Raw genomic sequence first — 24328 nt, forward strand, 5'->3', positions numbered from 1 at the left:
CTGAAATCTTCAGATTACAATTTGCTGAAATCAATTCGCATTTCCGCCCAGGCATGCTCGAACCTTGATCTCGCGATCAGCCAGGGGGGCATGGCCCTGGAAGCCGTCAGCCTTGCCAGCAAACGGCCCTCGGCATTCTCTACCGCGACGATGACGCCGCGGTAGTCATCCTCTTCGGCGATCTCGTCCGCAACCAGGCGGCCATGCTCGACTGCCTGACTGTCATCGGCAAGCAGCATGCCGACGCTGTCGCGGCTTGTGATACCTGCCAGGTGGATATGGAAAAGATAGCGTTGCATGATCTCACTCACACTATACGGCGATTGACGAAAAACACTCGCGCCGCTTCGGGTATGGTTGTGGTAGCACGCCTCTTCTCCCTTTGCGCGTGACCGCTGCGTGACACGCCTTTCTGGGCCATCTGAACGCTCGCACACGGGCAATCGCTGCGGTGCTCGCCGGTTTTACGGCGAAAGCGAAAACGCCCCGCCACCAGGGTGGCAAGGCGCATCACGAAGGACGAAAGCCCGGATTTCCTCAGGTTGACAGCTGGTCGAGAAACACCAGCTGCAGCGGGCGGGCAAGCAAACTCTCGACCGTCGCAGCGAAGGCTCGGAAATGCGGGGTCTCAAAGTGCGCGTCGAGCGCGGCGCGGCTCGTGAAGGCCTCGCGCATGTAGAACGTTCCCGGCGCGTCCTGCATTTCGAACAGGACGTAGTCGAGGCAGCCGGGTTCTTTGCGGGTCGGCTCGACCAGGGCAAGCAGCCCGTCACGCAATGCATCTCGGTTGCCGGGCCGGGCCGTCAGGATTGCCAGAGAAATGAGCTTCTCCGTTGACTGTATCATCATCTTTTTCCTTGGACGACGGGCGGAGGGAGGCGCGGCCGGTTGCACTGCATGGGGCCGCCGGGCGGCGCGCGTGTCGTATCCGCGACCATCTCGTCGTCGTGTTCTCGGTTGATTTTGTACATGCGCCGGCGATGGCCGCCCCGACGGGGCGGCTTTGCGACAGGCACCATGCCGTTGCGCAGGACGCGTGGGCCCTTTCGCCCGCGCGGCTAGAAGCCCGAAAGCACGATCTTGCCCTTTGCCTTGCCGGACTCGATCAGCGTGTGCGCGCGCTTCAGGTTTGCCGCATTGATCGTTCCGAAATCCTCGTTGAGCGTGGACTTGATCTTGCCGGCATCGACCAGTTCGGACACGTCGTTCAACAGGGCATTCTGCTTGTCGATGTCGGCTGTCGCAAACAGCGAGCGGGTGAACATCAGCTCCCAGTGCAGCGAGATGCTCTTGCGCTTGAGCGGGAGCGCGTCCAACTGTTTGGGATCGTCGATCAGTCCGAAGCGGCCCTGCGGCGCGATCAGCTCGACGATTTCGCCGATATGATCGTCCGTATTGGTCGTCGAAAACACGAAGCCGGGCTGGCCGATCCCGAGGGCTTCGATCTGCGCTGCTATCGGTTGGCGGTGATCGACGACATGGTGGGCACCGAGTGACTTCACCCATTCCACAGTCTCGGGACGCGAGGCGGTGGCGATGACAGTGAGGTCTGTCAGCGCCCGCGCGATCTGAATGGCAATCGAGCCGACGCCGCCGGCACCGCCGATGATGACGATCGCTTGGGCAGCGCCCGGTACAGGACGGGTGACGTCAAGGCGATCGAACAGCATTTCCCAGGCGGTGATCGATGTCAGTGGCAGGGCGGCCGCGGCGGAAAAATCCAGCGACTTGGGTTTCCGGCCGACGATACGTTCGTCGACCAGGTGAAACTCTGCATTGGTGCCGGAGCGGTTGATGGCGCCGGCATAGAAGACCTCGTCGCCGGGCTTGAAGAAGGACACGTCCGGGCCGACGGCGCTGACGATGCCGGCCGCATCCCAGCCGAGCACCTTCCACTGGCCCGCTTCGGGTGTCGCGCCACGGCGGATCTTGGTATCGACCGGGTTGACCGAGATCGCCTTGACCTCGACGAGAATGTCCCGGCCCTTGGGCTCCGGGCGCGGCAGGTCGATATCGACCAGTGACATCTCGGCTTCGATCGCTTGGGGGACTTGGTAGGCTACGGCTCGCATTGAATGCTCCATCGGTTGAACACAGACAAGATGCGCACTATGATCAGGTATCGCAAGAACGCACATATAACGCCCATAGTGTCGAAAAGGATACCATTGGATGGGACGCACGCGCCACGACCGTTTCGACTGCAGCCCCGGATGCGCCGTCGAGGCGACGCTCAGCCTCATCGACGGCAAGTGGAAGGGGGTGGTGCTCTACCACCTGATGTCCGGCACCCTGCGCTTCAACGAAATCCGCCGGAAGCTGCCGAACGTGACCCAGCGCATGCTGACGAACCAGTTACGCGAACTCGAGGCCGACGGCCTGATCACGCGCACGGTGTTTGCCCAGGTCCCGCCCAGGGTCGACTATGATCTCTCGGAACGAGGCCGTACGCTGGAGCCGGTCATCCTGGCGCTGAAAGTCTGGGGAGACGCCAACATGCCGGCGACGGAGAATGCCGCGGCCTGATGGCCGCGACGTCCCGCTTGGCAATCGCAGGCTTGCACCATGGTCTCGGTCGTTCCCTTATGCGCCGACAAGGACCCACGCCATGCCGGCCAGCGCCGAGGCGAGCAGCGTCGCGATCACCGAGGCTTTGAAGCGGAAGATCGCCAGTGCCGCCGCAAGTGTCAGCAAGAGCGAGGGCAACACCAGTGAGCTCAAGACAGGCAGATCCAGTGTAAGGTAGCCGAGACGCCACGGGACGACCTGTGAAAACAACGTGTGAAGGCCGAACCAGACCGCCAGATTGAGGATGACCCCGACGACGGCGGCGGTGATGGCCGACATGGCGCCGGTGAGCGCGACATTGCCCCTCAGCTTCTCGATGAAGGGTGCGCCTAAGAAGATCCAGAGGAAGCAGGGCACGAAGGTCACCCAGGTCGTCAGCAGTGCTGCAAGCGTGGCCGCGGTCATCGGGTTGAGCGTACCGGGATCGCGGTAAGCGCCCATGAAACCGACGAACTGGACGACCATGATCAATGGCCCAGGCGTCGTTTCGGCCATGCCGAGACCGTCGAGCATTTCGCCCGGCCGGAGCCAGCCGTAATGCTGCACGGCTTCCTGTGCGACATAGGCGAGCACCGCATAGGCGCCGCCGAATGTGACGACCGCCATCTTGCTGAAGAACCATCCGATCTCGGTAAAGACGTTGGTCGGTCCGAGGACCACAAACAGCAACGCCAGCGGCACGAGCCACAAGGCGAGAAACGCGGACGAGATTTTGAGGGACCAGGCGAGGTTGGGGCGGGCATGGATCGGCACCTGCTCGCCAAGCGCCGAATCCGCGTCATTGAGGACCGGTCCGGTTGCCTTGCCGTGGCCGCCACCGATGCGAAAAAGTGGCGAGCCCGCGCGTCCGCCGATGTAGCCGACGATGCCGGCTGTCAGGATGATCAGCGGGAAGGGAACGCGGAAGAAGAAGATTGCGACAAAGGCCAAAGCCGCGATGCCGATCATCAGTCTGTTCTTCAGCGCCCGGCTGCCGATGCGGAAAACAGCCTGGATGACGACGGCAAGCACGGCCGCCTTCAACCCGAAAAACAGTCCTTCGATCAGGTCGACATTACCGAATGCCGCATAGACGTAGCTGAGGCCGAGGATGGCAAGGAAGCCCGGAAGCACGAACAGGATGCCGGCGACGAGGCCACCGGCGGTACGGTGCAGGAGCCAGCCGATGTAGATTGCCAACTGCTGCGCCTCAGGCCCGGGCAACAACATGCAGTAGTTGAGCGCATGCAGGAACCTGTGCTCGCCAATCCAGCGCTTTTCATCGACGAGGATGCGATGCATCACCGCGATCTGCCCTGCCGGGCCGCCAAAACTCAGAGCGGCGATCCGGACCCAGACCCAGAACGCTTCGGAGAATGAAATGCCATGGCCATGGGGCACCGACGCCCTGCCGGTTTCGGTCGTGTGTGTGATATCGGTCATTTCATGCCCCCTTCTTGGGCGAGGGCCAATTGTGCGTTTCGCCGGTGGCATCGCGGCACCAGCGGTAAAAGGCGTCATAGAGCAGCATGCCTGCCTGTAATTGCTCATGATCGTCGGCATACATGCGCGACAGGCCGAGAGAAACGGCAAGCAGGCCCGCCGCCTCGGGAGCAAGGTCGAGGCGTGATGTGTCCGCGCCCCGCACGATCGTTGCGAGCCGCAGCATCGGTTCCGTTTCCAGCCCGAACGCCTGCACCATCACATCGAAGGTGCAGTGGTCGCCCCGATGGCTCCATTGAATCGGAGCGTCGATGTCGAACGGCGTGGCGTCGAAACGATCCGCAACAGCTTCGACTTCCGCGGGTGCCACGAACAGGAAGACGGCGTTCGGATCAACGAAGCGCCGAATAAGCCATGGGCAGGCGATCCGGTCGATTTTCGGGCGTGCGCGCGTGACCCAGAGCGTGTGGCCGCTTGCCTGGCGTTTCGGCATGGCGGAGACGGGCACAGCCGGATAGGGGGCCTCCGCCCAGGCCTCGAAGCCGCCTTCCAGGACATCGGCCGGAATGCCCGCGTGTCGCAGCCATGCGGCGGCCCCATGGCTCAGCTTCTTGCCGCGCTGGCAGATGATGACGGCGGATCGGCCAGTGAAATCCTGACCCCAGTCCTGAACCAGCCGGTAGTCGCGCCGGAGCGATCCGGGGATCAGGCGCGGATCGGCGTCGAAATCTTCGTCGGTCCTGACGTCGACGAGCACAGGACATTTGGGCGTGCCGATGAGGCGGGCAAGTTTGTCGGGGGAAATTTCAAGAAGTGACGGCATAACGCGTCCTCCGTCTGAGCGGTTGAATGGACGCGATACTTCGGCTGTCGCCTCGTGGGGTGATCGCGACCCCATGTCGGATTATTGCCGCCGTTTCGCCCAGGCTGTCAAGTCGCGGCTCTGCGCCTGCCGGAGCGATGGCCGCCGCGTTGCCTGCGGACACACGGCATAATTCGCTTCTGTAAAACAGGTGTGACGACGTGCTCGAGTTAGGGGCCGTGTTGCTCGGCAGCGGCGCGACCGGCATCCTCGCCAGTCTCTGCAGAAGCCGGCGTGGCTCCGGCATCAGCCTTTGTCGCTGATGCGTGGACGCCGCCCGTGGTCGAGAGACCGGCAAGCCTGTGGCCGCGCTCGCGCAACCACTGGAACACCACATAAAGGGCCGGGATGATGAAAATGCCGATCAGCGAGGCCGCGAGCATGCCGCCCGCAACGCCTGTGCCGACGGCGCGCCGGCTCAGCATGCCGGCGCCTTCGGCCGTCACCAGGGGAATGAGCCCGACGATGAAGGCGAAGCTCGTCATCATCACTGCGCGGAAGCGGGCGCGGGCGCCCTCGACCGCCGCCTCGACGATGCCGGCACCTTTCTCGCGATGAAACTTGGCGAATTCGACGATCAGGATCGCATTCTTGGAGGCGAGCGCGATCAGCACGACGAGGCCGATCTGGGCATAGATGTCGAACGACAGACCCGCGATAAGGATCGAAACGAGGGCGCCGGCGACGCCGACCGCCACCGACAAAAGGACAGGGATCGGGATCGTCCAGCTTTCGTAGAGCGCCACCAGGAACAGATAGGCAAACAGCACCGCCAGCGCGAGGATCGCCGTCGTCTGTCCCGCCGCTTCAAGTTCCTGCAACGCGGTTCCGGTCCACTCGTAGCTGTAGCCGGGGGGCAGGGTGGTCGCCGACAGCGCCTCCATCGCGGCGAGCGCCTCGCCGGAAGACACGCCGGGTGCCGGCTGACCATTCAGCGTGATCGAGCGGTAATTGTTGTACCTGACGATCGACTGCGGCCCGATGATATATTCGACGCGCGCGACGGAGGCGACGGGCACCATGCCACCCGAGGCGTTGCGTACGTGCAGGCGCGAGATGTCGTCGACCGACGCGCGGTCGGCCTCGGCCGCCTGCATGTTGACCTTCCAGCTGCGCCCGAAGAGATTGAAGTCATTGACGTAGAAAGACCCGAGCGTGCCCTGCAGCGTGGTGAAGAGATCGCTCACCGAGACCCCGAGCGCCTGCAGGCGGTCCCGATCGAGATCGAGGTAGAGCTGCGGCGAACTTGCCGAATAGGTGGTGAAGGTGGGGCCGAGCAGCGGGCTCTGGTTGGCGGCGACAATCAGGCCGCCGGCTGTCGCCGCCAGATCCGCGGGCGTTCGGCCCTGGAGGTCGAGCAACTGGTATTCGAAGCCCGAACCAGTGCCGAGGCCCATGATCGGCGGCAGGTTGAAGGCGAAGATCTGTGCGGCGCGGATCGCCGTGCCTTTGGCCATGGTCGTTGCAACCGCTGCGTCGACGGAGCTCGCCTTGCCGGTGCGCTCGGCGAACGGCTTCATCGTGACGATGGCAAAGGCGCTGTTCGACTTGGACAGGCCGTCGAGGAAGCTGTAGCCGGTGACGGTGATGACGTCGGCAACGCCATCGATGCCGCCGAGCATTTTCTCGACGTCGCGAACGACCGCATCGGTGCGGTTGTAGGATGCTCCTTCAGGCAGCCTTATCTCGGTGAAGTAGGCGCCTTGGTCTTCACTTGGAAGGAAGCCTGTCGGCACGACGCGGAACAGCCAACCGCTGGCGCCGATCGCCACTGCCAGGAGGAGAAGGCCAAGGACAGCCCGACGGGCGATATGCCCGGCGACATGGACATAGCCGTCGCGTCCGTTGTCGATCCGCCGCGAGATCCAGCCGAGGATGCCGCGTTTCGGGCCGTGATGGGGCTTCAGCAGGATCGAGCAGAGGGCCGGGCTCAAGGTCAGCGCGTTGATGGCGGAGATCACCATCGACACGGACACCGCCACGGCGAACTGCTGGAACAGCTGACCGCTCAATCCGGGAATGAACGCGACGGGCACGAACACCGACAGGAGAACGAGCGTGATAGCGACAATCGCACCGGTGATCTCGCCCATGGCGAGCCGCGCCGCCTCGGGGGCCTGCATGCCGGGGTTCTCCTCCATCACCCGCTCGATGTTCTCGACCACGACGATCGCGTCGTCGACGACGATGCCGATCGCCAGCACCATCGCCAGGAGCGAAACGGTGTTCAGCGAGAAACCCATGGCGAGGATGACCGCGAAGGTGCCGATCAGCGCGACGGGCACGGCGACAAGCGGGATCAATGTCGCCCTGACATTGCCGAGGAACAGGAAGACGACGATGATGACGAGCACGAAGGCTTCGAGCAGCGTATGCACGACATTTTCCACACTCGCCTCGACGAACTGGGTCGTGTCATAGGAGATCGAGTAGGTCAGGCCCTCGGGAAACGATTGGGAAAGCCTTTCCATCGCCTGCTTGACGCCTTCGGCGGCGGCAAGCGCATTGGCTCCTGGTGCCTGATAGGTGCCGATCATCGCCACCGGCTTGCCGTTGAAACGAGCGCTGGAGTCAGAACTCGCTGCGCCCAGCTCGACTTTGGCGATATCGCGAATACGCACGAACGACCCGTCCGGCTCGGCCCTCAACACCACGTCCTCGAACTGGGAAGGATCGGTGAGGCGGCCCTGGGTCGTCAGATTGAGCTGAAACAGCGGATCGTCGGTCATCGGCTGCGCGCCGATCCGGCCGATGGCGGCCTGGACGTTCTGCGTCTTCAGCGCGTTGATCACATCGGTCGGCGTCAGACCGAGATTGGTCAGGCGATCGATATCGAGCACGATCCGCATGGCATAGTCTTTGGCGCCGAACAGCGAGGCATCGCCGACACCCGGCGCCCGCTTGATCGTGTCGAGCACGTTGATCGTCGCGTAGTTCGAAAGAAACAGCGAATCGAAGTCGCTGCCGTCCTTGCCGTAGATGGTGATCACCTGCATCAGCGCCGACGATTTCTTGCGCACGCTGACGCCGGTCTGCTTGACCTCCGAAGGCAGCCCGGCCTCGGCCAGCGACACGCGGTTCTGCACGTTGACGGTGGCGATGTCTGGGTCTGTGCCGACGGCAAAGGTGACGGTCAGCGTATAGGAACCGTCAGCGCCGCTCGTCGATTTCATGTAGAGCATGTCGTCGACGCCGACGATCTTGCTCTCGATCGGCTGGGCGACTGTGGTTTCGACCACCTCGGCGCCGGCGCCGGGATAACTTGCGGTGACGCTGACCTGTGGCGGCACGATGTCTGGAAACTGGGCGATCGGCAGCCGGGTAAGCGCGATCAGGCCGGCGAGCGTCAATACGATCGAGATGACGGCGGCAAAGCGCGGACGATCGATGAAGATTTCAGAGATCATGCTCAGCCACCCGTCGCCGCTGCTGCGTCAACGACGATGCCCGGCCTGACCTTGCCGACACCTTCGGTGATGACGTTTTCGCCCTCCTTCAGCCCCTTGCTGACCACGGAGAGCCCACGAGCCGAGCGCTCGACGTCGATACGCCTCAGTTCGACTTTGGAGGCGGCGTCGACAACCATGACGAAGGCACCCTGCTGGTCGCGCTGCACCGCCTCTTGCGGAACTGCCAAGACATCCTGCTTGTCGGACTGTTCCAGCGTGACCCGCACCAGCGTCCCGTCGAGCAACAGTGCGTTGGGATTGTCGAACTGCGCGCGTACAGTCACCGTGTCGGTCCCCTGCGCGACGTTGCTGCCGATGAAATCGATCGTGCCCTTCAATGGATACTCGGTACCATTTGGCAGCGTCAGCCCGACATTGGCACCGCCAGGCGTCATCCCCTTCAGCACGCGTTCCCGATAGGTCAGCAGCAAGGACGTCGAGACCGGAAACTCCACATAGATCGGGTCCAGCTTCGTCAAGGTGACGAGCGGGCCGGTATCCGGACCGACCAGCGCGCCGACATCGGCGGTGCTCAGGCCCAGCACGCCGTCGAAGGGTGCGGTAATCTTGGTGTAGGAGAGGTTGAGGTCTGCGCTCTGCTTGCTGCCCCGCAGCTTCACGAGATCAGCTTCCGCCTTCTTGACTTCGGCATTGGCTGTATCGACCTTGGCCTGCGAGATCGTATTGGTCGCAATCAGTTGCTTGGCGCGCTCCTGCTCAAGCACGGCCAGATCCCGCTGCGCCTCGGCGGCCTCGATCGAGCCCTCGATCTCCTGCACGGCCGCACGATAGGCGCCATCCTCGACCTGATAGAGCTGGGTCCCGGCCGTTACCTTCTGCCCCTCCTTGAAGTTCACGGCCTCAAGGAAACCGGCGACGCGGGCGCGAATATCAACCTTCTGGGTTGCGACGACCCGACCCGTCAGATCGACGCTTTCGCGAAGGTCCACGATTCGCGCGGGCGCTACCACCACGGCGGGCGCCTGCTGCGCGTAGCCAGTCGGTGCGCTGAACATGAACGCGAGAAGGACGGAAAAGGCAGAGAAGGCAGCTTTCGGCACGGTCATGCGACACCCTTTCGGCAACAAAGCCAGGTTCAGTCCCACGGAGTCTGCTCAACCCGCACAGTAGTCAGGAATACTCTGCCTTTGAAGCGTAAATCGCCCTTCCGTAACTGTTACATCGGCGTTCGAAGCAATGTTACGCGATCCGTCAATTCTGCGTGCGGCCCGATCGGAATGTCGTGCTGCCGGGGAACGGGCGTCACGGCGCCATGACCTGTCCATGGAGTAATCCAGGACATGCGCATGCCAGATGCTTACGCGCGCGGCATGCCGGCCGGCTCAAGGAACTTGCGCAGCGCCGCGATGCGGAAGATCGCATTCGCCGCGCCATAGCCGCGATATCCGCGCCGCTCGACGATCTCGAAGAAGAAGCCGCCGGAAAAGGTCGGGCTGTAGAGCTGGAAATATTCCCCGTTTTCGTCTCTGTCGTAGAGGATGTTCTTTGCCTTCAGCCTTTCGGTGAAATCGGGATCGAGGCCGAAGCGGGCTTCCAAGTCGTCGTAGTAATTGGGCGAGATCGCCAGCGAGACGAAGCCGCCTGCGGCAAGCGCGTCTGCTGTCGTGAAGATGTCGTCTGTCGTGAAGGCCAGATGCTGAATGCCGGAGCCGAAGGTCTCGGCGATGAAGCGTCCTGCCAGCGTGTTGCGGTTCTCGGCCCCGTTCATGGTGATGCGCAGGGATCCCGAGGCATTTTCCACCACCTGGCTGCGCACAATGCCCGAGGGATCGATGATGTCGACAAGCGGCGTCTTATGGGCCTTCAGCAGCGAGGTATAGAAGAGCAGCCACGTCAGCAGTTCGTCGTAGTGCATCGTCTGGGCGATGTGGTCGATCGAACGCAGCCCGACGGCGGTCTCGATAAGGTCTTCGATCTGCTCGAACTCGACGTCCCATATTCTCCCGAGTTCGCTGTCGCGATCGAGGAAGTAGATGATGCCGCCGCCGACGCCGTGCACCGCCGGCATTTCGATTTCACCGTCGTCCAGCGGCTGGACGAAGGTCTCGGCACCGAGCGCCAGTGCCCGCCGGTGCGCAGCCTTGGCATCGTCCACAAGAAGGCCCATCGCATAGGCCGAAGCGCCGTGTACCAGGTAGGAGGAGTTGGCAAAGCCTCGGCTTTCCGTGTTGATCACCAGCCGGATGTCACCTTGTTGGAAGACTGTGACGCTTTTCGTTCTGTGTCGTGCGGCCTTGCGGAAACCGAGTGTGCGGATCAGTGCCTCGAGGTGCGGCGCCTCGTCTTCGTCGATGGTGAATTCGATGAAGGCGATGCCTTCGACGCCCGATCGATCGGGCATTTCGGGAACGGGAAGCGCAATGTCCGGCTCGGCCCGCCGCACCTGATCGCCGAGGTAGCGAAGCGAGCGCTGGCCGTCGACGGATATCGCCGTTGCCGAGCCGCCGCGAAACTGGTCGTTGAAGATCTCGAGCGACAGATAGTCGTCATAGCCGGTGGCCGCCACTGCCCGCATGAATTCGAGCACGGGCAGGTCGCCTTCGCCGGGCATGTTGCGAAAATGTCGGCTCCAATAGAGCAGATCCATGTCGATCAGCGGCGCATCGGCCAGCTGGATGATGAAGATCTTCTCCTTCGGGATCGAGCGGATGGAGTTGACGTCGATCTTGCGCGCCAGCGTGTGAAAACTATCGAGGATCAGGCCGACATTGGCGTGGTCGGCGCGGCGCACCACTTCCCAGGCGTCGCGGTGGTCGTTGATGTGACGTCCCCAGGCAAGCGCCTCGTATCCAACGCGAAGGCCGCGGTTTGCCGCCCGCTCGCCAAGCTCGCGAAAGTCGGCGGCTGCCCGGTCGAGCCCGCCAAGGGCTGCGGGAGAAACGTTGGAGCAGACGAGCACCAGGTCTGTGCCCAACTCCTGCATCAGGTCGAACTTGCGCTCCGCCCGGTCGAATGTCCGGGTTCGGAGCGGCTCCGGCATGCCCTCGAAATCGCGGAACGGCTGGAACAGCGAAATCTCCAGACCATGGTCGCGCACCATCTGCCCGACCTGACGCGGGCTTTCGTCGAACACGAGAAAGTCGTTCTCGAAGATCTCGACGCCGTCGAAGCCGGCCTTGGCGATCGCCTCCAGCTTGCTGCGCAGGTCGCCGCTCAGGGAGACGGTGGCGATCGAGGTTTTCATGCGTGTCTCCTTCGTTGCCCTGTCGTCAGGCGGTCAGGGCCTTGAAATGGGCAAGCATGCGTGCCGCATCCGGCTCCCGACCGGTAAACAGGCGAAACGCGCCGACGGCCTGAAACACCGCCATGCCGCCGCCGTCGAGCGTGCGGCAGCCGCGCTGTCGGGCTTCGGCCAGAAGGGCTGTCTCGAGCGGGAAATAGACAACTTCCGCCACCCAGTGGCGGGCCTCGAGCAGCTCTGCCGGAAGTGGCAATCCGGGATACTTTGCCATGCCGGTCGGTGTCGCATGGATGAGGCCATCCGTTGTCCGCATCGCCGAGGCAAGGTCGGCGCCGGCAACAATTCTCGCCTGTGGAAACAGTGCCGACATGCCGGATGCTAGCGTTTCGGCGCGCTCCATCGCACGGTCGAAAACAGTCAGTGCAGCGAGGCCCATCGAAAGGATGGCGTAGGCGGTTGCAACGCCGGCGCCGCCGGCGCCAAGCTGGACGGCGTGCGTCAGAGCCGCGTCTGGTAGGCCTCGGCGAAAGCTCTCGGAGAAACCCCAGCAGTCGGTGTTGTGACCGATGCGACGGCCTGCCTGAAGCACCACCGTGTTGACTGCGCCGAGATCGCGGGCTTCGTCCGACAGCTCGTGTAGAAATGGGATGACCAACTGCTTGCACGGATGGGTGATGTTCAGCCCGCAAAGGCCTCGCCGTTCCGCCTCGCTGAGCAATTGCGGTAGGTCTTCGGGACCAGCACCGCGCTGGCTGAGGTCGATCAGCTCGTATTCATAGGCGAGCCCCTGTGCCGCACCTTCGCGCATGTGCATCGCCGGTGTGAGCGAGGCTTGGATGCCGGCGCCGATCAATCCGGCTTTCAACGGTCTGAGAAGGGTCTCGGTCATCTCGACGGCTTTCATCATGGGACGGGGTGCCGGCCCGCGGACATTGCGGGCCGGCGGCAGGCTCACTGGCCGCGAAGTGCCTGAAGTTCCTTGAACAGGGCCGCGACCGTATCGGGACCGATCTCGGCGCTGAACTTTTCGATCATCGGCTTGACGGCGTCGCGCAGCTTCTGGGTTTCTTCCGGTGACAGCTCGGTGACTTCCATGCCGGTCGCTTTGATGTCGGCGATCGCCTTGGCGTCGAATTCGCGCGAGGCCTTGCGCTGGTAGTCGCGGGCTTCGGTCGCCGATGCCTGCAGCACCGCCTTCTCCTCGTCGTTGAGGCCGTCCCAGAATTTCTTGCTGATGAGTACGATCTGCGGATTGTACTGGTGACGGGTCACCGTCATGTACTTCTGCACCTCGTAGAACTTGGCGTTGAGAATGTTGGCTGCCGGATTTTCCTGGCCGTCGACCGTGCCGGTTTCAAGCGCGGTGTAAAGCTCGGTATAGGGCAGCGGCACCGCATTGGCGCCGAGATTGTTGAACAGCTCGATCGGGATCGGCGACTGGATCGTGCGGATCTTCAGGCCCTTGATATCCTCGAGCTTGGTGACCGCGTGGCGGTTGTTGGTGAGATTGCGGAAACCCAGCTCCCAGTATCCCAAGCCGACGAGCCCGGTCGCGGGCAGCAATTCTGTCAGGCTGGTGCCGAAGGGGCCATCCATCACCTTGTCGGCCTCTTCGCCGTTGTTGAAGAGGAAGGGCAGGTCGACCGCGCCAAACTGCTTGACGTTGCCGGCGAGGATGCCGGCGTTCAGGACCGTCATTTCGATGACGCCGCCCTGCAGCGCCGAGACGGTCTGGACGTCACCGCCAAGCACACCGCCGGGGAAGAGTTTGACCTCGATCTTGCCGCCGCTCTTCTCCTTCACCAGTTCGGCGAATTTCTCCATGCCCATGACCTGGGGATGGCCCTTGTTGTTGGCGGCGGCGAACTTGAGTTGCTGCTCGCGGATCTCGGCGAGTGCCGGGCTTGCCGCCATCAGTGCTACCGGTATTGCAACGCCGAGCGCCATTTTCATCAGTCTGTTGAACATATTTCCCTCCCAGGTTTGGCCGGTTTCTCCCTCCGGCCGGTTAAGCTTGCAGATGTTGCGTGGTGCCTATCGCGCAAACCAGGAGGCCGGAACGGTCACCAGTTGCGGGAACAGCACGAGCAGGAAAAGCACGATCAGCTCGGCGATCAGGAACGGCATGACGCCCTTCATCAGCTCTTCCATCTTGAGCTTGGAAACGCCGCAGATGACGTTGAGCACCGTGCCGACAGGCGGGGTGATCAGGCCGATCGAGTTGTTGATGATGAACAGCACGCCGAAATAGACCGGGTCGATGCCGGCCTGCTTGATGATAGGCATCAGCACCGGCGTCATGATCAGGATGGTCGGCGTCATGTCCATGGCGGTGCCGACGACGACGACGAGCGCCATGATGGCCAGCAGCAGCAGCGTCTGGTTGTCCATCAGCGGCTCGAGAAGGGCGACGAGATCGCCGGGCACGTCGGCAACGGTGATCAGCCAGGCCGAAACGGCGGCACAGGCGACGAGGAACATCACGATCGACGTGATCTTAGCAGCCGCGACGAAGACGTGAAACAGCTTGGCTGGCGGCAGCTCGCGGTAAATCACCATCGACACGAACAGTGAATAGACGGCCGCCACCACGCCGGCTTCCGTCGGCGTGAACACGCCGAACTTCAAGCCGACGATGATGATGACGGGCAGGAACAGCGCCCAAAGGCTGTCGATGAAGGTCTTCATCCTGACGGCGCCGCTCTGGCGCGGCGGCAACTGGTGCTGCTCCTTGCGCGACACGATCATCCAGGTGACGCAGAGGGCGGCGGCAATCATCAGGCCGGGGAAGATGCCGGCGAGGAACAGCTTGGTGATCGAGACGCCACCGACGACGCCGTAAAGGATGAAGCCGATCGACGGCGGTATGATCGGGCCGATGATCGAGGCGGATGCCAAGAGCCCGCCGGCGCGGGCCGGATCGTGACCGGATTTCAGCATCATCGGCAAGAGAAGGGCACCAAGGGCTGCCGCGTCGGCCACGGCCGAGCCGGAGAGGCTCGCCATGATGCAGGCGGCGAAAATCGCGACGAAGCCGAGCCCGCCGCGAATGTGGCCGACCATCGCCATGGCGAGATCGACGATGCGTCGCGACAGGCCGCCGGTGTTCATCACCTCGCCGGCGAGCATGAAGAAGGGCACGGCTATCAGCGGAAAGCTGTCGGCGCCGTTCAGCACATTCTGGGCGACGATCTGGGCGTCGTAGAGGCCGAGATACATCATCAGCGCGACGCCGGTGATGATCAGCGCAAACGCGATCGGCACGCCGAGCGCCATCGGGCCAAGCAGGGCGCCGAGGAAAATCGTGACGGTCATCGGTCTCTCCTCAGGGCTTGGCGACGGGATGGGCGAGCGGGGATCCCGGGTGCTCGTCGAGCGCCACCTGATCCTCGCTGTCACGCACCAGCTCGGCCGTCGCCACGTCGACGCGGCCGGTGAGGATTGAGAACATGTCCCAGAGGATGATCAGGAAGGCGGGAATGCCGAAGGCGAGGCCTGCACCGTAGAAGAAGCCCATGGAAATGCCGGTGGCGGGTGCCGCGACATGGAGATTGATCAGCGTCTGCGACCAGCTGCCGCTGATCATCAGCCATGTTGCGCCCAGCATCAGCACCTGGCCTGAAAGGATCGCGACCTTTGCACTATTGGGCGGCAGTCGGCGCAAAAGTGAATCGACACCGAGGTGGGCATGTTCGCGCATCGCGATGACGGCGCCGAGAAAAGTCAGCCAGATGAAGAAGATGCGCGACAGCTCTTCGGAATAGGTGATGCCTGTGTTGAAGGCGTAGCGCAGCACGACATTGCCGAAGACCAGCACGACCATGCCCGCAAGCAGAAGCGCGATGGCGACCTTCAGCAGCAGGAAGCAGAATTCGATTATCCTCACCATTTCGCTCCTCCCAGGCGATCAACCGCGTCTTGCGGCCTGTGACGTCCGTCATCGGTCAGGACATCCAAGTGTACAAGGTTGGCAAGTGTGCAAGGCTGACATGCCGATCTCTCCTCCAAGCGACCGAATGCCATTTCAAAATGTACTAACTAGTTCGAATGTCAAGCGGCATGTCTTGAAAGAAGCGCGCAAGCCCAATAAGACTTGGGGCAGGTCGCGGAGTGGAGCCGCGGCCAACGCGTGGCGGCGGCAGCCATTTCGCGTTGAGAATCAAGGGTGGAGGATGCGACGGGGCATGGCGGCGCGAGCAGAGAATGGACGCAAGAACGATCCACAGCGCACGAAGGAGGACATCCTCATCGTCGCGACGGACGAGTTCGCGACCCATGGTCTGGCCGGCGCACGTGTCGATGCGATCGCTGAGAAGACCCGCACCTCCAAGCGGATGATCTACTATTACTTCGAGAGCAAGGAGGGGCTCTATCTCTCGGTGCTCGAACGGTCCTACCGCAAGATCCGCACCCTGGAGGCTGATCTGCAATTGTCGAGCCTTGCACCCGAGGCGGCGCTGCGCACTCTGATCTCAACCACGTTCGACCACGACCAGGCCAATCCGGAATTCGTGCGCCTGGTCAGCATCGAAAACATCCATCACGCCGCCCACATGATGCGCTCGGAGGCGATCCGCGATCTCAATGTTTCGGTGATCGAAACCATCGCCGGCATTCTGGAGCGCGGCGTCGCGGAGGGCGTGTTCCAGCGCACGGCCGATCCGATCGACGTGCACATGCTGATCAGCGCCTTCTGTTTCTTCCGGGTCTCCAACCGCTACACGTTCGGCACGATCTTTCGCCGCGACCTTTCCGAGCCGGAGACGATGCAGCGGCACAAGGGTCTGATCGCCGATGCCGTGCTGAGTTACCTCAAGAGCTAGAGACAGCTCTGTTGGCAGGTTAACCGTTGCGAAGGTGCTCGGTCGGCAGCGCCGTCGTGTACTTGATCTGGCTGAGTGCGAAGCTCGACCGGATGCTGGAGACGCCGGGGATGGTCGTCAGGAAGTCGACGACGAGCGCCTGGTACTTCATCAGGTCCTCGACGACGACGCGCAGCATGTAGTCCGACTCTCCCGTCATCAGGTAACATTCGACGATTTCGGGCTTGGTCCTGATCGCGGCGCTGAAGGCATCGAGCGAGGCCCGGTCCTGCTGCTTCAGCGATACGTGCACAAACACGTTGACGGCAAGGCCAAGCGCGAAAGCGTCGACGAGCGCCACCGAACCCTTGATGACGCCGCTCTCCTTAAGTTCGTTGACGCGCCGCCAGCAGGGAGAGGCCGAAAGCCCGGTTGCTTCGGCAAGCTCGGCCGTGCTGATCTCGGCGTTCTGCTGCAGCAGATCGAGAATGCGGATGGTCGCTGCGTCAAAGCTTGGCAGTTTCTTCGGCATGAAATTTCCTGAAATGGCGTTTCATCGGTCAGTATTGCCGGAAATGACAAAATTTCCAACAAAGATAGACCGGATATTTCGCGCGACCGGGTGTAGCGTTTTCATGTTCTGGGAGGAGCCGACATGCAAGCGCATAAACTTTCGACCGCCACGCTGAATTGCCTGAAAGATCTGGAACGGCAGGTGCTGTGGCACGCGTGCTGGATGATTCACAACGCCAATCACATCCGGGAAAAGGGCGAGGTGAAAGTCGGCGGGCATCAGGCATCCTCCGCCTCGATCACGTCGATCATGACGGCGCTGTACTTCCACATCCTGCGGCCGGAAGATCGGGTCGCGGTGAAGCCGCATGCGGCCCCGGTCTTCCATGCGATCCAGTATCTGATGGGCAACCAGACGCGCGAGAAGCTGCAGAATTTCCGCGGCTTTGGCGGCGCACAATCCTATCCCAGTCGCACCAAGGATATCGACGACGTCGATTTTTCGACCGGCTCCGTTGGGCTCGGTGTCGGCATTACTGCCTTTGCCTCGATCATCCAGGACTACATCGCGGCGAAACCGTGGGCGCAGAAGAAGAGCGACGGCCGCATGATCGCGCTCGTCGGCGATGCCGAACTCGACGAAGGCAACATCTATGAGTGCCTGCAGGAGGGCTGGAAACACGATCTGCGCAACACATGGTGGGTAATCGACTACAACCGTCAGAGCCTTGACGGCGTCGTTCGCGAAGGTCTTTGGCAACGCATCGAGGCGATCTTCACCGCTTTCGGCTGGGACGTGAAGGTCGTCAAATATGGCGCCTTGCAGGAGGCGGCGTTCAAGGAGCCCGGCGGCGAGACCCTGCGTGGTTGGATCGACCGCTGCCCCAACCAACTCTATTCGGCGCTGACGTTCCAGGGCGGGGCCGCCTGGCGCAAGCGTCTTCAGGACGAGATTGGTGACCAGGCTCATGTCAGCAAGCTTTTGGCTTCCCGAAGCGACGAAGACCTCTCGGCGCTGATGAGCAATCTCGGCGGTCATTGCATCCAGACACTTGCCGACACCTTTGCCAGCATCGACCACGATCGCCCAACGGTCTTCCTTGCCTATACGATCAAGGGCTGGGGAACGCCGCTGGCCGGCCACAAGGACAATCATGCCGGCCTCATGACCAAGGCACAGATGCAGGATTTCCAGCAGAAGATCGGCGTTCGCGCCGGCGAGGAATGGGAAGAGTTCGCGGCGGTTGCCGATGCCCAGGCGGCAAAGGAATTTCTGAAGAGTGTGCCGTTTTTTGCCGAGGGCACACGACGGTTCACGTCGCAACCGGTGCAATCTGCCGGTCCGGTTCTGCTCGACGACCGCGAGCTTTCGACCCAGGCGGGGTTCGGCAAGATCCTCGATGCGCTGGCGCAGCGCGACGATGCGCTCGCCGCCCGGATCGTGACGATGGCGCCTGATGTGACCGTCTCGACCAATCTCGGGCCGTGGGTCAACAGGCGCGGCCTGTTTGCCCGCGAAACCCAGGCCGACACGTTCCGAGACGAGAAGGTTCCCTCGGCGCAGAAATGGGCCTTCGGTCCCGGCGGACAGCACATCGAACTCGGCATTGCCGAGATGAACCTCTTCCTGCTCCTGGGCGCGGCCGGCCTTTCCCATTCGGTGTTCGGCGAACGCCTGCTGCCGATCGGCACGGTCTACGATCCGTTCGTCGCACGCGGGCTCGATGCCCTCAACTATGCCTGCTATCAGGATGCCCGCTTCATGATCGTCGGCACACCTTCTGGCGTGACGCTGGCGCCGGAAGGCGGCGCGCACCAGTCGATCGGGTCGCAATTGATCGGCATGAGCCAGGACGGGCTTGCTAGCTTCGAACCTGCCTATCTCGACGAACTCTCCGTGATCATGGACTGGTCCTTCGATTACATGCAGCGCGACGGCGACGCCGTGCACGACGAACGCACGTGGCTGCGCGATACGACCGGCGGCTCGATCTATCTGCGGCTGACGACGCGTCCGCTCGAACAGATGCAGCGCCGCGAGGATGCGGCCTTCCGCCAGGGCGTGATCGACGGTGCCTACTGGCTGCGTGAGCCGCGACCGAACACCCAGCTGGTGCTGGCCTATCAGGGGTGCGTCGCGCCAGAGGTGCTGATGGCGGCCGGGCGACTGGCGGAGCGTCATCGCGATGTCGCCGTGCTGGCGGTGACGTCGGCTGACCGGCTCAACGCCGGCTGGACGGCGGCGCAACGCGCCCGCCGTCATGGCCATCACGCCGCTGAAAGCCATATCGAGGCGCTGCTGGCACCGCTTTCGGATGCCTGCGAGATCATCACCGTCACCGATGGTCATCCCGCCACCCTCGGCTGGTTCGGATCGGTGCACGGTCACCGTACCGTTTCGCTGGGGGTCGAGCATTTCGGGCAGACGGGCACGATCGCCGACCTCTACGCCCATTTCGGCATCGATACGGACTCGATCATCGAAGCGGCCGACGCGGTCGCTCTACGCCGCAATCACCGCAAGTTCAGGCAGGCCGGATAGGAGCGCCACACGCGATGACCGGGGTGCCGGAGCACCTCGCACCCACCGTTTCCGACAAGGGTCAACCGATAAAGGCGCGCCGCAGAAGGCCGGCCATCGATGCGCGCAAGCTGCCGCGATCGGCAATTTGGGCGCGCGGCACGCCGAACAGCAGGCGCAGGATGCCGCTGCGTTGTTCGGCTGTCGGCAGGATCGTCAATCCGCCATCGGCCTCATGGCCTTCGGCAATGCGGACCCAGCCGATCTGCGGCAGGTAGACCGCTGCATCATCTGTTCGCGCCGCGTCGAGGCCCGGAATGCGGACGCTGTCCGCCGACAGCCCGCCTATGCTGATGTCGACGGTCTGGCCCGCCTGCCGATACTGCCCGTCCAGCGACACGTCGATGACTTCTTCCTGCCCGTATCGTGGCAGTTCGATGCAGACGAGCAGGCTGACGAAGGCGATGGTCATCGATACGAGTGACCAGACGAGGTTGAGTATCTCGCGTTCGGCAAAATCCGTGGGCGCGTTCCACGCGAGCACCGTCTGCAGCACCGAAAGACCGGAAAGCACCGTCACCAGGCCGAAGAAGAGCGCCGTCGGCAGGTGTACACGCATGCGCGCGCGGTCGCCGCCTTTCTCCGTCACCTTGAAGGGGCGACCGAACGGACGGCGGATCGCCTGCAGTAGCGTAAGCGTGACCGGCAGCGCCGTCAGCGCATGGGTGACCTCGGTAAACAGCGGCAATGTCCGTTTTCCCGAGATCCAGGATGCGTAGACCCAGAACACCAGCAATGACGAGATGCCGTACTTCATGAACAGAAGCTCGTCGGCCTGAAGCGCGGAAATTCCGAAGAGCCAGTAAATCGACGGCGCGAAAAGCAGGCAGAGAATGAAGGGCTTCGACAGCCAGCACAGCAGTCCGTGCAGATAGTGAAAGCGCTGGCGCAGGGTAAAATGCCCCCGCCACAGCGGTCCATCCTTCAGGAGACCGATCTGGATCGTGCCGAGGCACCACCGGGTTCGTTGGGTGATGTATTCGGGAATGCCCTCGGCGGAAAGGCCGACGCTGAGTTTCTCGTTCAGCCATCGGGTCACGTATCCGCGCTCCATCAGACGATAGGAGAGCAGCATGTCCTCCGACAGGGCTTCGTGCGGGAAACCGCCGATTTCGTTGACGAGAGCCCGGCGCACCACGAAGCTCGTTCCCACGCAGAAGGCGCACTCGACCGCATCCTTTGCCGGTTGGAACGTGTCGAAGAAGACGCGCTGATCGTCGACAAAGCTCGACGCGATGTGCAGGTTGTGCTGGATCGGGTCGGCGTTGAAGTAGAACTGCGGTGTCTGGACGATGCCGATGCGTTGGTTTCTGAACAGGCCGACGACGCGCTTGAGAAAGTTTGCCTGTGGCGCGAAGTCCGCGTCGAGGACCATGATGAAATCGGATGGTCTCTCGTTGTTCGTCAGGTGCAGCGCGTTGTTCAGATTGCCGGCCTTGGCATGCCGGTTGTCCGGGCGCGTAATGTAGTTGACGCCGATAGTTTCGCAGTATTCGCACACTTCGGGGCGACGGGTGTCGTCGCAGACATAGACCTGGAAATCCGGGTAATCCATCGCCTTGGCGCAAACAGCTGATTTTTCCAGAATATGGATCGGCTCGTTGTAGGTGCAGATGAAAACGGCAACCGATGGATAGCGGCCGTTTGCGGCAAGTTCGCTCTCTGCGGCATCCGCCTCGGCCGTCCAGTCCGTGGTGCGGCAAAGGATCAGGACGGAGGCGACCGCGTAGACGATCGAGATAGCCTCGAACGAAAAATAGACATAGGGCCAGAGGCTTTCCGCAGTCGGTTCCAGGTCGGGCAGGGTGTCGAGCAGTCGCCAGCAGAGATAGAGCGTGAGCGATGTTGCAGTGACGATGCTGAAGGCAACCCTCTCCAGCGGGTTTCGCGGATTCGCGAGGGCGGCAAGCGCCAGGAACGCCAGTGCAACGCCGAGATCGAACAGAAGGACGCTTGTGAGATCGGAATCGAGGTGGAAAAACATGGCAGCACTCAATTGGCGCGGAAGGGATTGTAAGCCGTGGCTGCGAGAACGGCCCAGGCCGTGGCGCCCAGATGCGGCCGTCGGTAGTACCGAAATGCCCCCCCGACACCCGCAGCGTCGATCGTAAGCCCGGTCGATAATTCCTCGTCGCGGGTGGCAAACAGCCAGCCCGACGCCGCGTCGCGATTGTTCATCACGCTTTCCATCAACCCTTCGGCACGCTCTTCGTCACCCTCCAGCCGAAACATCAGTGCTGCCTGCGCAGTTCCTTCGATCCACAATCCGTCCCGGTCGTCGTTGAAGTCGTAGCCGCCTGGGACTGCGAGTTTGGCGTCGATGCGCAAGGGTGCCTCGTTCCACCCCGCCGGTCGCTCGCCCGCGGGCACGACCATCAGCGGCCATATCTGCACGTCGAGAACGGTTATGCCGTTGCGCACCGGCTTGCCTGACGTATCGGTGCCGATCAGGAACCCTTGCTCGCCGTCGAACATGCTCGTGACGAAATGCAGGGCAGAGCGCGCAAGTGGATCCCATTGCGGGTCTCCGGTTTCCGACTTCAGCCAGCGCGCGACGGCAAGCGCATCGATATTGTGCTCCGTCGATTTCCACGCGATGGGCTTTGATACCGGGTCGAAGCCGAAATATCCGCCGGTCAGGCCGGCGCTGTCTTCACGAAGTCCGCTCATCAGCCACGTACCGAGATCGATGGCGCCCTCGAGATAGGCGGGCTCGCGCGTGCGAGCATGAAGCTGGAGCAGGGCGAGTGCGGCCCAGGCGACATTTCCAAGTGCGGTGCTGACCTGATATTCGTCTTCGGCCCAATGGCCCCCGTCGGCATCCCACCATCCGGGAAGGGCAACCGGCACGGTGATTTCGCCGATCCGGTAGGCGTTGCGCAGGCGGCCGTCGCGAAACTGCCGGTCTGTCTTCGATGCGGCCAGCAATGCGTCACCGATCGATCGGGCTGCAGCAATCCTGCCGCAGGCAAGCAAGGCCATGGCTGCAAGCGCGTTGTCGTAAGTGAACGCCGCCGTCGCCAGCGGCTGCGGCAAGGCCGTTTCGTTCGGTCCCGGCCGATAACTTGGGATGAAGCCGACCGCCGGAGGCTGCCCGACCGTTTCGTGCTGCACGGCTGCGATCGCATCGCAAAGCGCCTGCGCCGTGCCCTCGGCGGCCGTGGCAGGCGAGGCAAGGCAGGCAAGGCAGGCGATCGCCACGGCCCGTGATCCCAGGGCAAGGGGTGAGCGAGACATCAGCCGAAACCTCACAAACGTCAGAGTGCTTTCTCACGAATGCCGGTGCTGTCGGGCTTCATCGCCACGGCCAGCGTGGTGGTGGCGGCAAGGCGGGCACCGCGGGGCGAAACACGCGTGATCTTCGCCTGCTCGCCTGGGGTTGCCGTGGGAGCGTCCGTAAACGCTGCCAGGTGCTGCCGGAGCTGGCCGGCATAACCGGCGAGCGCGCTCGACGTGTTGTCGAGCTGGCGGCGGGTCCACACGACCCAGGTTTTCGGCATGCTGACCGTCACCCACGTGCCGACTTCGCAGAACTTGTTCACGACCCCATTGTCCGAATGCGCCGCATCGGGGGTTATGAAGGCGTAGAGTTCGCGCCGTTCCGTCGGCGGAAATGGCACGGCATAGTCGAGATCGACCCGCTCCGTCGTCTTTGGCACCAGTCGCTCGACGCGGCCAAGAACCGGACCGTCCCAGCCGTCGGCCTCCACCGTCACGCTTGCCCCCAATGACAGGCTTTGTGCCTGGCGCTCGGAGAAGATGGCGACGACGAAGGCGTCGGCACAGCTGACGGATTCGGCCAGAGTATCGCCACCGCTGACCTGCTTTCCGACCTGTGCCACGGTCTTGAAGAGTTTCGCCTGCGCAGAGATCGCCACATCGGCGCGAACGAGCTTGGCGACGCGTTCTTCTTCCGCTTTCGCCAGAGCCTTCAGCTGGTCGATGCGCGCCTGGATGGTTGCGGTCTGGATGCTGATCTGCGAGCGGTCGGCCTTCACATTGCGGATTTCTCGCTGAAGGTCCTGCAACGATTGCTGTTCGCCGCCGACGAAGATGCCCGAGCGGGCATTGCCGAGATCCGCGCTCAACATCTCGACCCGCAATCTGGCGGCTACGATTTTCGTATCCTCAAGTTTCAGCGTATTGGCAAGCTCATCCCGGTTGCCGGCGATCACACCCTTTTTCACGAGGCCGAGTTTCCGCACCGCGGCGTTCTTCTCGTTGGCGGACGACAGGCTGACGATTTCCAGGTGGGCTTGCGCGTTGCGCAGGTCGTTGTCTGACCGAATGATGATCGCCGCCTGTTGGCGGTCCAGGTCTCGTTCGAGATCGGCGATGCGGCGCAGATAGTCCGCGTGGATCGATTGCTTGAGCGCCAGATCGTTCTGAAGCGACGTCAGCTCGATCGTCAGGCCGATCAAGGTCGAGCGGTCGACGCGGTCGTTTTCGATCGTGGCAAGCGGGAGGTTGCCGTCGCCTCCACTGTTGACCTCGACCACGCGCCCGCCGATCGGCGAGGTGATTGAAACGACCGGGGCGTTGGTGACGGCGCGTGTCGTTGATGATGAGAAGACCGGCGGTGCAATCGTTGTCATGAACGTCGATCCGACAACGCCGAGCACACCAAGAGATAAAATTCTGACTGATTTAGTATGATTTGTAGAAATGTCTTTATTTGTCTTGGAAGACATAGCTTTAATCTCCAGCGGTGATTTTTATGCTACGCATCCTCCCATGTTTTTAAGGGTTACATGTCGTCGATACCCCGTCAAGGTCGAATATTAGTAAATTATTGATCAATATATACGCATTTATTGCATCGTTTAACGGCATCTGTCCTTGCGTTGATCAGCTGCACAAGAAATGAGCGGCACGCCAAATCCACTGACGGGGTCACCGCAAACGGCGAGGAGTGCCGGCCGGCGTGGG

Annotated in this window: 19 protein-coding genes; 3 read left to right on the forward strand and 16 right to left on the reverse strand. The window is 62.4% G+C overall.

The annotated features are described in order from the left end of the window. Positions 1 to 14 precede the first annotated feature (14 nt). From AC07UR_RS06225 to AC07UR_RS06235, 3 genes are all read right to left on the reverse strand, one after another. Complete coding sequence (locus AC07UR_RS06225; protein ID WP_173421524.1) at positions 15 to 299, reverse strand: DUF6894 family protein; 285 nt, start codon at positions 297 to 299, stop codon at positions 15 to 17. A 238-nt stretch (positions 300 to 537) separates the two neighbouring features. Beyond that, complete coding sequence (locus AC07UR_RS06230) at positions 538 to 846, reverse strand: putative quinol monooxygenase (RefSeq protein ID WP_173421525.1); 309 nt, start codon at positions 844 to 846, stop codon at positions 538 to 540. 212 nt (positions 847 to 1058) lie between these two features. Next, positions 1059 to 2072, reverse strand: coding sequence for a zinc-binding alcohol dehydrogenase family protein (locus AC07UR_RS06235; protein ID WP_209789321.1), 1014 nt, complete (start codon positions 2070 to 2072; stop codon positions 1059 to 1061). A gap of 100 nt (positions 2073 to 2172) precedes the next feature. Between AC07UR_RS06235 and AC07UR_RS06240 the strand changes: the two genes are divergently transcribed. After that, positions 2173 to 2526 carry a winged helix-turn-helix transcriptional regulator gene (locus AC07UR_RS06240; protein ID WP_173421527.1) on the forward strand — a complete coding sequence of 118 codons (354 nt, stop codon included), beginning with the start codon at positions 2173 to 2175 and terminating at the stop codon, positions 2524 to 2526. Between the two features lie 57 nt (positions 2527 to 2583). On the opposite strand, the gene chrA is transcribed toward AC07UR_RS06240, so the two are convergent. From chrA to AC07UR_RS06285, 9 genes are all read right to left on the reverse strand, one after another. Further along, positions 2584 to 3990, reverse strand: a complete 1407-nt coding sequence (chrA, locus tag AC07UR_RS06245) for a chromate efflux transporter (RefSeq protein ID WP_173421528.1) — start codon at positions 3988 to 3990, stop codon at positions 2584 to 2586. 1 nt (position 3991) lies between these two features. Further along, entirely contained in the window at positions 3992 to 4813 is an 822-nt protein-coding gene (locus tag AC07UR_RS06250) for a chromate resistance protein ChrB domain-containing protein (protein WP_209789322.1), read from the reverse strand. Between the two features lie 209 nt (positions 4814 to 5022). Then, positions 5023 to 8259 carry an efflux RND transporter permease subunit gene (locus AC07UR_RS06255; protein WP_173421530.1) on the reverse strand — a complete coding sequence of 1079 codons (3237 nt, stop codon included), beginning with the start codon at positions 8257 to 8259 and terminating at the stop codon, positions 5023 to 5025. Positions 8260 to 8261: 2 nt separating this feature from the next. Beyond that, on the reverse strand, positions 8262 to 9317 hold the full coding sequence (locus AC07UR_RS06260; RefSeq protein WP_234941721.1) for an efflux RND transporter periplasmic adaptor subunit: 1056 nt from the start codon (positions 9315 to 9317) through the stop codon (positions 8262 to 8264). Between the two features lie 302 nt (positions 9318 to 9619). Further along, a complete protein-coding gene (locus AC07UR_RS06265; RefSeq protein WP_209789324.1) occupies positions 9620 to 11506 on the reverse strand; it encodes a bifunctional sugar phosphate isomerase/epimerase/4-hydroxyphenylpyruvate dioxygenase family protein in 1887 nt (628 codons plus the stop codon). A gap of 25 nt (positions 11507 to 11531) precedes the next feature. Then, entirely contained in the window at positions 11532 to 12392 is an 861-nt protein-coding gene (locus tag AC07UR_RS06270) for a shikimate dehydrogenase (protein ID WP_209789325.1), read from the reverse strand. A 62-nt stretch (positions 12393 to 12454) separates the two neighbouring features. Next, positions 12455 to 13471 (reverse strand): TRAP transporter substrate-binding protein, encoded by a 1017-nt coding sequence (locus tag AC07UR_RS06275; protein WP_209789326.1) that lies wholly within the window; start codon positions 13469 to 13471, stop codon positions 12455 to 12457. Between the two features lie 66 nt (positions 13472 to 13537). Beyond that, a complete protein-coding gene (locus AC07UR_RS06280) occupies positions 13538 to 14818 on the reverse strand; it encodes a TRAP transporter large permease subunit (protein WP_209789327.1) in 1281 nt (426 codons plus the stop codon). A gap of 10 nt (positions 14819 to 14828) precedes the next feature. Continuing rightward, a complete protein-coding gene (locus AC07UR_RS06285; protein WP_209789328.1) occupies positions 14829 to 15392 on the reverse strand; it encodes a TRAP transporter small permease in 564 nt (187 codons plus the stop codon). Between the two features lie 295 nt (positions 15393 to 15687). On the opposite strand from AC07UR_RS06285, the gene AC07UR_RS06290 reads away from it, so the two are divergent. Continuing rightward, positions 15688 to 16326, forward strand: coding sequence for a TetR/AcrR family transcriptional regulator (locus AC07UR_RS06290; RefSeq protein ID WP_077501126.1), 639 nt, complete (start codon positions 15688 to 15690; stop codon positions 16324 to 16326). Positions 16327 to 16345: 19 nt separating this feature from the next. Here AC07UR_RS06290 and AC07UR_RS06295 read toward each other — a convergent pair whose 3' ends face one another. Continuing rightward, positions 16346 to 16837 (reverse strand): Lrp/AsnC family transcriptional regulator, encoded by a 492-nt coding sequence (locus tag AC07UR_RS06295; protein ID WP_209789329.1) that lies wholly within the window; start codon positions 16835 to 16837, stop codon positions 16346 to 16348. Between the two features lie 123 nt (positions 16838 to 16960). Between AC07UR_RS06295 and AC07UR_RS06300 the strand changes: the two genes are divergently transcribed. Beyond that, complete coding sequence (locus tag AC07UR_RS06300) at positions 16961 to 19360, forward strand: thiamine pyrophosphate-binding protein (RefSeq protein WP_234941673.1); 2400 nt, start codon at positions 16961 to 16963, stop codon at positions 19358 to 19360. 61 nt (positions 19361 to 19421) lie between these two features. Here AC07UR_RS06300 and AC07UR_RS06305 read toward each other — a convergent pair whose 3' ends face one another. Genes AC07UR_RS06305 through AC07UR_RS06315 form a run of 3 tightly spaced genes read right to left on the reverse strand, consistent with a single transcriptional unit; the run spans position 19422 to position 23994 of the window. Then, positions 19422 to 21383: a glycosyltransferase family 2 protein gene (locus AC07UR_RS06305; protein WP_209789330.1), complete on the reverse strand. Its 1962-nt coding sequence runs from the start codon at positions 21381 to 21383 to the stop codon at positions 19422 to 19424. Between the two features lie 8 nt (positions 21384 to 21391). Beyond that, positions 21392 to 22636 carry a hypothetical protein gene (locus tag AC07UR_RS06310; RefSeq protein ID WP_209789331.1) on the reverse strand — a complete coding sequence of 415 codons (1245 nt, stop codon included), beginning with the start codon at positions 22634 to 22636 and terminating at the stop codon, positions 21392 to 21394. A 20-nt stretch (positions 22637 to 22656) separates the two neighbouring features. Further along, complete coding sequence (locus AC07UR_RS06315) at positions 22657 to 23994, reverse strand: HlyD family secretion protein (protein WP_209789332.1); 1338 nt, start codon at positions 23992 to 23994, stop codon at positions 22657 to 22659. Between the last annotated feature and the right edge of the window lie 334 nt (positions 23995 to 24328).

This window comes from Ensifer sp. GW821-FHT05G01 (genome assembly GCF_059419585.1).